Source organism: Pseudomonas sp. GOM7 (assembly GCF_026723825.1).
Classification (GTDB): domain Bacteria; phylum Pseudomonadota; class Gammaproteobacteria; order Pseudomonadales; family Pseudomonadaceae; genus Aquipseudomonas.
Window position 1 is genome coordinate 3100690 of record NZ_CP113519.1, and the last position, 13216, is coordinate 3113905.

The following is a 13216-nucleotide window of genomic DNA, read 5'->3' on the forward strand; positions in this document are numbered from 1 at the left end:
GATGTCAGAACCTCGTGGTGTAACTGAGGGAGAAGATATAGGCCTTCACCGTCGTCTCGATGTTGAGCCCCGCATAAGGGTTATAGACGAGATTGTCCAGACCTTCGCAGTTGGCGTTGCAGCTACTGCCCGCCGGGATGCTCTGCTTGGAGACGAAGTAGTTGAAACCCGCCTCGATGGTGGTGTCCTTGTCCCAGCGATAAGCGAAACCGAGCCCATAGAGATCGGCGTCGCCCACAGGGGCCAGCACGTCGGCCTTGTTCTTGGGAATCGCCGAGGGGCGGTACTCGTAACCAGCGCGCAAAGCCAGACGGTCGTTGACCTCGTACTGCACGCCGACGCCCCAGCTCCAAGTGTCACGATAACCTCGGTCGAGAATGATGGTGCGGTCGGTAGCGTATTCACTGCTGAAGGTCTTGGCGATGCGCAGGATATCCAGCTCACGATCGAACTCGATTTCAAAATTGTTCCAGTCGCTGTAACCGACCCAGCGCAGGTCGAAGTTGAACTGCCACTTGTCGAAGGGCCGCACCTTGATGCCGGTGCTGAAGGAATCCGGATAGGTCAGCTTCAACGAAGCGTTACCGCTCTCCTCATTGGCACCATAGGGAAACAGAGGGCTGAAGATGGCTCCGAACAATGAACCTTGCAAACCGCTCCAGAAGCCTGCCCAGTCCTGAGAGTACTCGATGCGATACTTGCCCTGCAGATGCATCCGCGCTTCACTCTGGTAGGTCGCGCCCCAAGCGAACCAGTCGGTGGGCTCCCAGAGAATGCCCAGATTGTAGGTGGGTGACAGGCTCTGCTGCAGGTCGAGCTGGAGATTGGCCAGGGAGTCGAATGGACCGACCTTACCACCACAGACGTTGATGATCGGCCCCACCAGTTCGCCCAGACCAGGCAGGCACAGCGTCTCCTTGAGCATGCGGGTCAGGCCAGTGAGCAGGCCAGGGTTGCGGAAATCCTGATTGAGTGCCATGGCCTGGTGCGAGAAGCCAATCGATAGCCCCAGCGACAGCTCGTCGTTGACCTGATAGGCCAGCGATGGCGAGAAGTAGGTAATGCGCTGCAAGGATACCTGACGGCCCTGGAAGCGCCCCGGATCGCTGTCGGAGTCTCGCGAATAACCCAACGCCATGGGAGCATAGACGTTGGTGGCGAAAGTGAACTTGGAACCCGGTGGGTTGATCGAAAGCCCTGCCAGCGGCGCCGCCAGCAGCGGCATCTCGGTCATCCCCCCGAGGCCTGGCAGATACATGGCCGGCGTCGTGGTGCGGGTGCTGGAGTTCTTGTATGGATCGTCGTCGTAACCAAGGAAATTATAGCCTTCACGCGGATCGAACTTGGCGCGGATGTCCATGACGCCGCTGATCATCTTCAGCGTGGTCATCCGCCCCTTGAGTTTGCTCAAGGCAGCCGGGTTGTAATGCACTGCGTCGATGCCAGTCGAGTCGGCCGTTACGGCGTTGCCCATGGCCATGGCTTTGGGGTTGCCGATGGTGAGGTTATTGGCCAGTTGCGCCTGCGCCGGCAACCACCAGCCAAGCGTCAGACCCGCCAACAGCAGGGGCTGCAGCATTGCACGAGAAGTCATGAGAGTCGTACTCGCTGCTTATTGTGGCTTCAGGCCCTTGATGTCCAGAGGCAGGGAGAACCCCAGCAGGACATCGGGGGAATCTTCAGTCATACCGAAGCCGGCGTTGATGTTGACGATACGATCCGGCGAGGTACGCAGGCCAAGAGAGAAGTTCATCACCGCGCTGGTCTGCTCGGTGCCCTCGAACTTGGCGTCGGCGAAGGTGAAAGTCGGTGCCAGGTTGTGCGACATCTGGAACGAGGTGGCCAGGGACACATCGTAGGACAAGGCATAGGCGAAGCCCATGCTGAGCGCCAGGCTCGCCCCCGGATCTACCGAACGCAACAGACGCCCACCGCGCACCTGATCGACGTTGCGCACCGGCATGTTGTAGGTGTAGCCGAGCGAGCCGAACAGCACCACCGGATCAACCACGTAGGACAGGTTGGCGCCAAACCCCAGGTTGTAATAGCCGTTTCCGGTAGACAGGCCGCTATCCGTCTTCACGTCGTAAGGGCTGTCCCCAGTGGGCAGGCCGAGCGTGGCGAACAGGGTGGTGACCGGCTTGCCCCGCTCCGACGACCAGGGCTGCCAACGCAGACTGAGCGACAGGTCACCCAGGCTGTGGGTATCGATGTCGCGCTCGGTGTCATATTTGGCGACGAAGGGCACGCGCATGCTGAACGTCAGATTGTCCCAGACGCCATAGTCGAAGGTGAAGGAGTTGGTGAAGGTGTGCTGCGCTTCGCTCTGGCCGACGACACTGAACACGTTGTTACCAGTACGCACCGTCTGGATCTGCGTGTCGCGCAGCAACGAATAATCGAAACCGTAGGTCAGGGTGCGCTCACCCTTCTTGAGCAGGGTGTAGCTCTTTTCCGCCGCCTGGAATACTTGCTCCAGCGCCTTGGCGCTGTCGGCGTCATCCTCTTTCTTGGTCAGCGCCTCACGCGCGTCGTCGACCGTAGCCTGCTCCGCAAACACCTGCTGCGTCTGTGCAGCGAGCAGTAGCACGAATGCCAGCCGCGCATATACCGAAAATCCCATGACGCTGCTCCCAGATCGTTATTGTTATGCCGGGTAAATCACTTGCGGCGGATGTACTGAATATCCCCTCCCGAGCCCAACTGGTCGGCTTGGTTGGTGGAGAACTTGGCCATTTGTGGAAACTCGCGAAAGGCCAGCAGGCTGATGGTGCGATCATCGATGATACGTAGATCGCGCTCACTCAGAGCCAGTGCATTGGGCGGCTCGTTACCGCTGGGAAAGATCACGAACAAGACGTTCTGATCCCAGATTTCCTCGAAGCGCACCCGGGTGAAACTGATGTTGCCCAAAGCCGGGTCGGCCACGAAAACATGATCGTTATAGACGTCACGCACCACGACGAAATGCTTGAAGCCCGCATAATGGATCGGCACGATGGCCGGATTTTCCAAGGATTCCAGATCACTGAAGGAAGCACGAAAGCCACCGCTCTTGTAACCCAGCGCCGTCACGAAACGCTTCATGTCGAGCAAGGAAAAGCCGCGGCGTTCGACGATCTTTTCCGCTTCGCCGAAACGCAGCAAACCTTCCATCACCTGGCGTTCCTGCAGGTTGCGCCCCAGGAAGTAGTCGAGCAGCGTGGTCAAGGCAGCGGAACCACAGCTATAGTCGTAGGCTTGGCGGGTAACGTTACGAAACTGCAGCTGGCTCATCGGTTCCAGTACCACCGATTCACGCTGCACGGGATTCAGGGCGGCCTGGCCGATATTGACGGTGCCGGCGGGTGGCGGCTTGGTGTCGACAGCCTCGGTAAAACCGAACAGGCCGATCAGGCTGCCCACGAGGATTTCGATCATCTTGCTATCCGACGACTAGCAAACAGAAGTGGCGACCCGAGCCACACCTTGCACTCAGGTCGCCGCATACCATTCAAGCAGAGATCAATGACCCCAGACCTTGACGGTAGAACCAGCCATGTTGAGGTTGTTGATGGCGAGGCCACCGATGGTGCTATCGCCCACCTTCACAGCACCAACGCTGACCTGACCATTGATGGTCGGCAGGCCGATCTGCAGCTTGTTGTCAGCCACGTCGATGGTCAACGGCGCGTTGTCGTCGATGTTGAAGCCCGACAGGGTGACGGTATTCAGGCTCAGGGTGTTGCTGCCGTCGGTCACGTTGTCTGCGGTGTCGGTGTAGACGACGGAGCCGATGGTGGCATTGAAGTTACCGGAGATGCTGATGCCTGCCTGACCGGTGACGTCTGCCAGGGCAGAATCATCCAGCGCTTTCAGGTCAGCATGAGCGGCGAAGGGGAGCGCCACGACGGCAACGGCAAGAGCGATTTTCTTCAGGGTCATCATTGTTGTTATCTCCACAGTTCAAATGGGGGTTCCCCGGGCTCTGCCGGTGACGTCCTGTCACGAGCAGCCTGACCGGCAGATGCCGGTCTCCAGACCTGCCACGACTTCCCTAGGTGTGCCAGGCTTGGACTCTCGAAGCACATTGCGCTTCGCGATGGCTACAAGCTACTAATCTGCCGGCGCCCTGCCAGCCCATCCAACGAATGGCGCGAAGGCTTTGCCGCGCGCCTTACAGAACTCAGGCCTCACTGAGCAACCCCAGACTTTTGCCCTTGAGTACGGCCTGGGTTCGGCTGCGCACCCCGAGCTTGGCGAACAGATTGTGCAGGTGCCACTTGATGGTGGCTTCCGACAGGTGCACGGCCTGGGCGATATCACGATTCGACAATCCAGCCGCCACGAGCCGCAGGATCTCTCGTTCGCGCGGGCTAATATCTTGATTTTCCTCGAAATCATGAGGATCTACAGCCAGGCGGCGACATTGCTCACGCATCAGTTCAGGCACCTGCGGCCAGGCGGCGGCACGTTTGGGTAGCGCCTCGCTCCAGGCGTCCCACAGGGGCAGCAGCCACAGGGCTTCGTCCTGGAACAAGCGACGGTAACCGCACTGCCAGGCTTCTTCCAGAGTGTTGCCGAACAGCTCGAAAGCCTTGTCGCTGTTACCTTTTCGCCAGTACGCAACAGAAAGTAACAGCGCCAGACGCAAGCGCCGATCACGCTGATGGTCGGCATCCTGCTTGGCAAGACAGTTCTCCAGGCTCACCAGGGCCTTTTCCACACGCCGCTCGAACAGGGCCAGGCGGGCTTCGGCCAACGCCCAGGCGGTATGCGCATCGCCATAACGCTCGATGGGCAAGGGCGCGATATGCCGCTCCATCTGCAATAGAATGCGTTGCGCCTCGTTAGGTCGCCGCAACCACAGCAGAAACTGCACCTTGCAGCCCATGACGATGGCAAACACCCGCTCGTAACCGATTCCCTGCAAGCCACCGAGCCATTCATCGAGTTGCGCCAGGCCCTGCTCGGGCTCCCCTGCAAAGAAACGCGCCCGAGCCATCACCAACTGACCACGGCTGATCAGCTCGACCGGCGTCGCCACATCGCGCCAGGTCGTGGCCAGGGGCAGTTCGGCGAGGATGGCGGCATGCCGATCCTGCTCGTACAGCAGGTCGGCATAAGCCAGTGCGAGCGGCCCACCGACCCGGCTGCGGCGCCCGAACACCTGATCGACCCGTGCTCTGGCACGTTCGGCCAGGGCACATCCGCGCTCGAGCTCGCCATGCTCCTTGCAGATCAGCGCCTCGATCAGGCTGGACATCACGTGCAGATATTCGCTTTCACACTGGCGCAGGTTGTCACGCACCACGGCGATGGCCTTGGCCGCCTCGCCGAACTCGCCCAGCAAGGCAAGTGCCGCCGCCTGCACGCACGCCAGGCTGGCACGAAAGACCGGCTGATTCTGCGGAACCAGCGCCAGCCAGTGACCAGCGACCTTGAGGCAAGCCTCAAGCTTGTCCTGATAGAGCAGCACCAGCGCCTTGAGCACCTGGGCAGCGGCGAGCAGTTCGAGCAGGCCGAAGTGCATGCCCTGGCCACGGCCCTGGGTCAGGCGCACGCTGACCTCCTCGATCAGGGCCTCGGATTCGGCGAATTTCTGCTCGAAAGCCAACTGCCAGGCATAGAAGATCTGGAACACCGGCTGCTCGCTGATCACCAGCGGTGGAATGTCCTTGAGAATGGCGAGGATGCCGTACACCCGGTTGCTGGCGATCAGTTTCGCGCCCTGGCGCTCCAGCAGCTCGGCGGCAAATGCGTAATCGCGCGCGCGCAAGGCATACTTGATGGATTTGTCGGCCAGGTCGTGGCTTTCGCACCAGCGTGCCGCTGCGTGCAGCAGATGCGCCGGGTCGCCCCGCTTGACCAGGCGCCCCTGGAGAAAATCGCTGAACAAGTGATGGTAGCGGAACCACTCGCCCTGCTCGTCCAGCGGAATGACGAACAACTGCTCGCTCTGCAGACGCTGCAGCATTTCCTCGCCATCCTGACGGCCGGTCAGGGCATTGCACAGCTCGGCGTTGAACTCATCGAGCATGGAGGTCTGGTCGAGAAACAACTGCAGGCCTTCCGGCAGTCTGGCCACCACGTCTTCGGCCAAGTAGTCGGCAATATCCCGCTCGGCACCGGACAGGCCGGCGAGGAAAGCACTGCGATCAAGTTGCCGGGGCAAAGCCAGCGCCGCCAGGTGCAATGCAGTGATCCAGCCCTCGGTGCGATCATGTAACTGATCCAGCTCCTCTTCGCCAAGCTCCAGTCGCTTGACCTCGCGAAAATAGGCGGCTGTCTCCGTGCGATTCAAGCGCAGATCATCGGCCAGCAGCCAGAAGGTGCCGCTCTCGAGCATGGGTTTGCCGTCGAGAAAGCCAGGCTGGTAGCGGGTACTGACCACTATGTGCACATGCTCGGGCAGGCGCTCGAGCAGATATCGCGCCCGTTCCGCCAAAGCGGGATAACGCAGCCGGTGGAAGTCATCGAGCATCACGTAGAGGTCATGGTCGATGGCCTTGAGATCTTCGGCAAAGGCATCGAGCACGGCCAGCAGGTTCCAGTTCAGGTCGCCTTGCAGCAGGCGTGATGCACTGTTGCCGACATTCGGGCAGACGGCTTCGATGGAAGCGATCAGGTACTGCAGCAAACGCGGCGGCTCACTGTCCACCTCATCGCACGAGAGCCAGGAAACATGCGCCCGTTCGGCCTGTAAGCGCTGGCGAAACTGGCTCAACACGGTGCTCTTGCCAAAACCGGCCGGGGCACTGAGCACCAGCAGACGCTGATTACGCGCGGCCATCAGGCGCTCGAGCAACGCCTCACGCTCGAGCAGTGGAGCCCCTTCGGCGTGCGGAGGGTGCAGCTTGGTTCGCAACAGGGCGAAGGTTTGCAGGCTCGATGAAAGTTGTTCGGTCATGGTTCGAGTAGGCTCAGTTCACGGGCGCGACGGATGGCTTGGGTACGGTTACGCACCTTGAGCTTTTCATAGATGTTGTGCAGGTGCCATTTGACGGTACCGAGCGCCAGCGCCAGTTGCTGGCCGATTTCGTCATTGGACAAGCCCTTGGCTGCCAGGCAGACCACCTCCCGCTCACGCTCGGTCAGCCCCTCCTCCAGCATGTCCATGGCCTGTTGCGCCTCGCGCCCAGGCCAGATGCCCAGAAGACTGCGCAGAAAGCCTTGCAGGGCCGGTTGGCGCTCGGCTGCTTCCAATTGCTGCAGTAACTGACGAATAGCCTCGCCCTCCTCGATGAACACGCTGCGCGCCCCTTCGCGCTCGGCGCAGATCAAGCATTGCACCAGCAGGCTCTGGGCCCGCTCCTGATACCCCAGGCGCTGGTAACTCAGCGCAGCCAACAGATCCAGGCGCATGCGCTGCAGATCATGCAAGCCATCTTGCAACTGGGTACGCAGTTGCGCCAGCTCGTGCAGGGCCTCACTGTAATGGCCGCGGGCCTGCTGCAGACGGATGCGCGTCAGCCCCAGCACCCACAGCACAGGGTTGAGGGCACGCGACTGATAGGGCTCGGCCAGCTTGTTCCAGTCCACGCTCTTGAGCCGTTGCTCAGCGCGTTTGCAGCGATCTACCTGGGGTTCCTGCAGGATCAACGCAATCTCTTCGCCTACCGCCTGCACGTAAAAACGCCAGGACTGATTACGGGCCGCCAGGTTCTGCATCAACACCAGGGTGGCGCTGGCCTCCTTGCTCCCCCCCTGCATGCGCTGCACCCGGGCCAGGCAGAGCATGGCCTGGGCATAGAGATCGATGGGGTTGATCACGTCGATGGTGGCGAGCGCCCAGCGCAGGCGCTCCTGCAGTCCGTCGAAACGCCCCTGTCGGTAATCGATCAAGGACTCGGTGATGGTCGGCAGCACCAACGCCCGCGAGCGTTGGTCGAACCAGCCGGTGAAACGCTCACGCAACTGCTGGAAGAGCAATTGCGCCTGTTTCAGGCCACCCTGCTCCATGCACAGCAGCACCTCGACATTGGTCAGTTGCATGTCGAGATAGTGACCTTCGAGGAAATGATTGCGCTGTTGCGCCAAGGCCAACAGACGTCTTGCCGGTTCGGTCTGGCCCAGCATTACCAGCGCCAGGGCGCCGACGATGAGAATGGCCACCTCGAGAAAGGCCGTGTGTTGCCCCAGTTGTGCCTCGATACGTCGCGCAAGAAGCACGCAGGTGTCCAGATCATCCTTCTGCAGGGCGATCACCGCCTTGATCGCCAGGGTGGCCAGCAAGCGCTCGCTCAATGGCCCGCTGTCACGCGTCGCCCCCCAGCGCTCGAGCAATTCGTCGAGCAGACGGTAGGCTTCGCCCAGACTCAGGTCAGTGGCACGCGTCCAGACATCGGCCAGTACCAGCACCGGAAAGCGGCTCGCCACCTCGTCAGGCACCTGCTTACGCCACCTGTAGAGCAGGCCGAGCTGCCCCCGGTTAATCAGTTCCAGGCCGCAGCCGTCGAGCAAGGCGGCGAGCATTTCCGGGTCTTCCGCCAGGCTGGCATGCTCGATGGCCAGATTCTGCATGTGATGGTTGGTGAACCATAGGCTGGCATTGAAGTGTAGCTGGCGAAAACGCTCGGGATCTCGTTCGCGTAGACGAGCGCGCAGGAACTCGGCGAACAGGTTATGGAAGCGATACCACTGCCGCTCACGATCGAGCGGCAGCAGGAAGAGCTGCATCGCCTCCAGCTCCTCCAGCAGTTGCTGGCCATCCTGACGTCCCGTCAGGGTATTGGCCAGATCGCCGCTTAGCTGCCGTGCCACACCCAGCGCCAGGAGCTGTTCCTGACGCTCTGCCGGCAATTGCTCGAACACCGTATGCAGCAGGTAGTCACCTACGGCATGCTGATTGCTGCCCAGCTCGAGCAAGGACGCCACGGGTTGTGGCTGGTTACGCAGCCATAGGCTGGCCAGATGCACGCCGATCATCCAGCCTTCGGTATGCGCGTAGAGCGACTTGAGCGCAGCGCAGTCCAGGTGCACGCCGGCATGCTCGAGATACTGGCTCATCTCTTCGGGGCTCAGACGCAGTTCGTCGGCTCCCAGTTCGAGCAATAGCCCCTTGGCACGCAGTGTCGCCAGATTGAGCGCCGGTAACGAACGACTGCCGGCAGCGAGCATGAAACTGGCAGGCGCCAGTTTGACCATGCGGTTGAGGGCTGCCAGCAGGTCGGTGTCCTGAATCAGATGCAGGTCATCAAGCACCAGCAGCATGGGGGTCTGCACCCGCGCCAGGTCGCTCAGCAAAAGCTCCATGGCCGCTGCCACCGGCACGCCCATGGGGTTGCACAGATAGCCGAGTGCATCCTGGCCCAAGCCTGGTACGGCCTGACCGAGGGCATCGATCAATTGCTGGAGGAAACGCGACGGATCATCGTCATCGCAACCCAGCGACAGCCATACCACTTGCACACCCTGCTCCTGGCGGCGAGCGGCAAAGTCAACCAGCGCAGTGGTCTTACCAAAGCCGGCAGGGGCACAAAACAACACCAGGCGGACATGGGGATTGGCCGCAAGGGCTGCATCGACCCGTGGTCGTGCCATATAGAAACCAGTAGCTGCCTGGGGCGGCGAAAGTTTCGAGCGCAGCAGGCCTCCAGTGGCTGGATCCTGTACTTCATCCATAGCCTGAACCCCTTCGTCGTTGTTATTCTGGAGCAAAAAATCAGCGCGTCGCGACCTCATACTAAACAGCCATCAGCGCTCAAGTAAACTGCTGGCAGACGCTCTAGGATGAATGTTGTCGGCACATTACAATCGCCGCTTCGCCTCATCCGACATGCCGTCATGCTCACCTGCCAAATTCATGCCTTGCCCTACCAGCCCGATCCCAGCGGCTATTTCCAGCGCCTGCGCCAGGCTCCGGGTGCCGTACTGCTAGATGCTGGTCGACCGCTGGCGACTCGCGGACGCTATGACCTAATGAGCGCCTGGCCATTGGCAGAACTGGCACCCATTGCCGACGAATCGGCCAAGGCCTTTCTTCAACGCCTGCGTCAGGCCCTACATGAACTGGGTCAGGCCCAGCTTCCCGAACACCTCGAGCTCCCCTTTGCCGGCGGGCTGATCGGTTATCTGGCCTACGACTTCGGCAGACGCCTGGAGCACCTAACCAGCATAGCCGAGGATGACCTGCACCTACCCGACGCGGGCCTTGGCCTGTACGCCTGGGCGCTGATCAGCGACCATCTGTTGGGCACCAGCCAGCTTGTCTTCCACCCCAGCCTGCCAGGCGACGAACGGCAGCGCCTGCTGACCCTGTTCAACGCCCCGGCCACCCCCGAGCCGGCGCCATTTCGTCTCCTGCAGCCCTTTCGTGCCGATCTCGCAGCATGCGATTACCAGGCGGCCATCGAACGCATTCAGGCCTATATCCTGGCCGGTGACTGCTATCAGGTGAACTATACGCAGCGTTTCCAAGCTACTTATCAAGGCGATCCCTGGGGCGCCTACCTGGCCTTGCGCCAGGCCTGCCCCACGCCTTTCGCGGGTTTCCAGAGTCTGAGCGGCGGCGGCGCCATCCTCAGCCTGTCGCCCGAACGCTTCCTCAGAGTCAGCCAGGGCCAGGTGGAAACCCGCCCGATCAAGGGCACCCGCCCGCGAGCGAAAGATCTCGCCGAAGATCGCGCGCACGCCGATGAGCTGCTGGCCAGCGGCAAGGATCGGGCGGAGAACCTGATGATCGTCGATTTGCTGCGCAACGACCTGGGACGTAGCTGCCGCATTGGCTCGGTGCAGGTGCCGGAGCTGTTCGCGCTGGAAAGCTACCCCAACGTGCATCATCTGGTCAGCAGCATCACCGGCACGCTGGCCGCCGGCAAGGATGCACTGGATCTGATTGCCGGTGGCTTTCCCGGCGGTTCCATCACCGGCGCACCGAAGATCCGCGCCATGCAGATCATCGAAGAGCTGGAACCGACCCGTCGCAGCCTCTATTGCGGCTCGCTGCTCTATCTGGATGTGCGTGGCGAGATGGACAGTTCAATCGCCATTCGCAGCCTGCTGGCCAAGGATGGCCGCATCAGTTGCTGGGGCGGCGGCGGCATCGTCGCCGACTCGCACTGGCAGGCCGAGTACCAGGAATCGATCACCAAGGTGAAGGTGCTGCTACAAACGCTCGAAGAGCTATAAGCCGCTACAGGCCTATAGCTGCAGTTTACGGTTAGAAGCGGCGAGGAATGCCTGCCGGAGATCCTCATAGGTATGCACCGCCGGGAACTGCGGAAACTCGCGGATCACATTGTCCGGCGCATGGAACAGGATGCCGGCGTGGGCCTCGCTGAGCATGCTGGTGTCGTTGTACGAGTCGCCGGCGGCGATCACCCGGTAATACAGGCTCTTGAGGGCGATGACCGCCTGACGCTTGGGATCTTTCTGACGCAACTGGTAGCTGACCACAGAATCATTCTCGTCGGTGATCAGGCGATGGCACAGCAGGGTCGGAAATCCAAGCTGACGCATCAGTGGCTGGGAGAATTCATAGAAGGTGTCGGAAAGGATCACCACCTGAAAGCGTTCGCGCAGCCAATCTACGAAAGCCACGGCACCCGGCAGCGGCTCGAGCGTGGCAATCACGTCCTGAATGTCCCTGAGCTTGAGTCCATGTTCCTCGAGGATGCGCAGGCGCTGCTGCATCAGCACGTCATAGTCGGGGATGTCGCGGGTAGTCACCTTGAGTGACTCGATGCCGGTTTTTTCCGCGAACGCGATCCAGATTTCCGGAACCAGTACGCCTTCCAGGTCGAGACATGCGATCTCCACAGGACACTCCTCGTTCGGGCTGGCCAAGTAGCGGCACTCTAGCGGCTCACCTGGAGGCGTGCAACGTACTGCTTATAACTAACGAACAGGTCAACCGCAGCCTTAGTTATTTAGCTGCATAACCAGCCTTTGCTACCATCGACGCCCTCACGTATTACGACCTGGAGTCCTCAGCATGCAACTCGATCTGGACGCGCTCAACGCCGAGTACGGCAAGCAACCGGAAAAGCTGGTGCAATGGGCCATCGGCCTGGGCAAGCCGGCCATCTGCACCACCAACTTCCGTCCCTTCGAGGCGGTCATCCTGCACATGGTCAGCCAGGTCAAACCGGACATTCCGGTGGTCTGGATGGACAACGGCTACAACACCGAGGCCACCTACCGCTTCGCCGACGAGGTGACGCGCAAGCTTGGCCTCAATCTGATTACCTACCTGCCCAAGCGCTCACGCGCCCACCGTGAGGCGCTGGAAGGCCCGGTACCGGCTCTGGACGATCCGCGCCATGCCGCCTTCACCGAGGAGGTAAAACTAGAGCCCTTCACCCGAGCCCTGCGCGAGATGAATCCCGGCGTCTGGTTCACCGCGCTGCGCGCCACCGATACTGCCGTGCGTGCACAGATGGAGCCCATCAGCATCAACCCGGATGGCCTGATCAAGGTCGCCCCGCTGCTGCACTGGACGTCCAAGGATCTTTACCAGTATCTGGTCGCCCATGACCTGCCGAACGAGTTCGATTACTACGACCCGACCAAGGGCGAAGACAACCGTGAGTGCGGCCTGCACCTGAGTCACTGATCGCTACCTCGCAACGAAAAATGGCGCCTGTAACGGCGCCATTTTTTCAGGTTTTTCGCGGAATCTCGGGAAAGTCAGTCTTGATAACGGACTGGCAAGTTTGTGTGTGGTCTCGTTGTCTTGGTTGGTGTTCTGGACGCCGCTTCGGTGTGTTCGGAAACTCCTTGTTTCGCCCCCTCGGGCGACTCACTTTTCTTTGAACTCGGATTGCCGCCCAGCGCAAAGAAAAGTAAGCAAAAGAAACGCACCCCCGCCATCCGGAACTAGGCGTCCCCGTCATGCTTCGCTCGACTTCCCTCACTCCGGCATCGCTCCGGGGTCGGCGTACATGGGCCATCCCTGGCCCATTACGCGGGGCCGCCATCGGTATCTCGCGGCATCCATGCCGCTCGCCCCCTGCGCAATGCCTACGTTCGGCCTCCTGAAGGGGGAGTTAGCGCGCCTGAACGTACATTGGTTCCGGGCATGCCCGGCGTGCTCTGGTAACAGTGAAACCATGGCGTGGCCGCCGGGTTAAACCAAAACTTTCATTCGCTTAGTTTCAGTTTGCCGGCTTGTAGCCGGCATCCCGGTCAGCCCTAAGGCTGACCTCATGTGCAACCACTCCGTGCTACTTCTGGGTTACCGCAGGTTCAGGCGCGTGCAGAGCCCGCCCAGGAGGGCGAACGCAATCGTCGTGGA

Annotated in this window: 10 protein-coding genes; 3 read left to right on the top strand and 7 right to left on the bottom strand. The window is 60.9% G+C overall.

Translation table 11 applies throughout. From position 1 onward, the window contains the following. Positions 1–4: 4 nt before the first annotated feature. The 6 genes from OU800_RS13610 to OU800_RS13635 all read right to left on the bottom strand — a co-directional run bounded on the left by OU800_RS13610 (position 5) and on the right by OU800_RS13635 (position 9468). The gene (locus OU800_RS13610; protein ID WP_268177819.1) at positions 5–1594 is read right to left on the bottom strand and encodes an outer membrane protein transport protein; all 1590 of its coding nucleotides are present in this window, start codon (positions 1592–1594) and stop codon (positions 5–7) included. A gap of 18 nt (positions 1595–1612) precedes the next feature. Next, complete coding sequence (locus OU800_RS13615) at positions 1613–2623, bottom strand: transporter (protein WP_268177820.1); 1011 nt, start codon at positions 2621–2623, stop codon at positions 1613–1615. 38 nt (positions 2624–2661) lie between these two features. Next, positions 2662–3420: a C39 family peptidase gene (locus tag OU800_RS13620; protein WP_268177821.1), complete on the bottom strand. Its 759-nt coding sequence runs from the start codon at positions 3418–3420 to the stop codon at positions 2662–2664. A gap of 84 nt (positions 3421–3504) precedes the next feature. Then, complete coding sequence (locus OU800_RS13625; RefSeq protein WP_268177822.1) at positions 3505–3927, bottom strand: DUF6160 family protein; 423 nt, start codon at positions 3925–3927, stop codon at positions 3505–3507. A gap of 238 nt (positions 3928–4165) precedes the next feature. After that, complete coding sequence (locus OU800_RS13630) at positions 4166–6889, bottom strand: LuxR C-terminal-related transcriptional regulator (protein ID WP_268177823.1); 2724 nt, start codon at positions 6887–6889, stop codon at positions 4166–4168. Continuing rightward, a complete protein-coding gene (locus OU800_RS13635; RefSeq protein ID WP_268184325.1) occupies positions 6886–9468 on the bottom strand; it encodes a LuxR C-terminal-related transcriptional regulator in 2583 nt (860 codons plus the stop codon). The genes OU800_RS13630 and OU800_RS13635 overlap by 4 nt, the downstream gene beginning before the upstream one ends. On the opposite strand from OU800_RS13635, the gene OU800_RS13640 reads away from it, so the two are divergent. Both OU800_RS13640 and pabB read left to right on the top strand, forming a co-directional pair. Beyond that, entirely contained in the window at positions 9385–9690 is a 306-nt protein-coding gene (locus OU800_RS13640) for a hypothetical protein (RefSeq protein ID WP_268184450.1), read from the top strand. The two genes, OU800_RS13635 and OU800_RS13640, sit on opposite strands and share 84 nt — an antisense overlap. 75 nt (positions 9691–9765) lie before the next feature. Then, on the top strand, positions 9766–11109 hold the full coding sequence (gene pabB, locus OU800_RS13645) for an aminodeoxychorismate synthase component I (protein WP_268177825.1): 1344 nt from the start codon (positions 9766–9768) through the stop codon (positions 11107–11109). A 12-nt stretch (positions 11110–11121) separates the two neighbouring features. Here pabB and thrH read toward each other — a convergent pair whose 3' ends face one another. Beyond that, on the bottom strand, positions 11122–11739 hold the full coding sequence (gene thrH, locus OU800_RS13650) for a bifunctional phosphoserine phosphatase/homoserine phosphotransferase ThrH (protein WP_268177826.1): 618 nt from the start codon (positions 11737–11739) through the stop codon (positions 11122–11124). Between the two features lie 175 nt (positions 11740–11914). Here thrH and OU800_RS13655 point away from each other — a divergent pair, with 175 nt between their 5' ends. Further along, a complete protein-coding gene (locus OU800_RS13655) occupies positions 11915–12535 on the top strand; it encodes a phosphoadenosine phosphosulfate reductase domain-containing protein (protein WP_268177827.1) in 621 nt (206 codons plus the stop codon). The last annotated feature ends 681 nt before the right edge of the window (positions 12536–13216 follow it).

What these genes read in the sequence shown, in the direction of transcription:
- OU800_RS13610 (WP_268177819.1), bottom strand. Translation starts at nt 1,594, where the DNA reads ATGACTTCTCGTGCAATGCTGCAGCCCCTGCTGTTGGCGGGTCTGACG.
- OU800_RS13615 (WP_268177820.1), bottom strand. Translation starts at nt 2,623, where the DNA reads ATGGGATTTTCGGTATATGCGCGGCTGGCATTCGTGCTACTGCTCGCT.
- OU800_RS13620 (WP_268177821.1), bottom strand. Translation starts at nt 3,420, where the DNA reads ATGATCGAAATCCTCGTGGGCAGCCTGATCGGCCTGTTCGGTTTTACC.
- OU800_RS13625 (WP_268177822.1), bottom strand. Translation starts at nt 3,927, where the DNA reads ATGATGACCCTGAAGAAAATCGCTCTTGCCGTTGCCGTCGTGGCGCTC.
- OU800_RS13630 (WP_268177823.1), bottom strand. Translation starts at nt 6,889, where the DNA reads ATGACCGAACAACTTTCATCGAGCCTGCAAACCTTCGCCCTGTTGCGA.
- pabB (WP_268177825.1), top strand. Translation starts at nt 9,766, where the DNA reads ATGCTCACCTGCCAAATTCATGCCTTGCCCTACCAGCCCGATCCCAGC.
- OU800_RS13655 (WP_268177827.1), top strand. Translation starts at nt 11,915, where the DNA reads ATGCAACTCGATCTGGACGCGCTCAACGCCGAGTACGGCAAGCAACCG.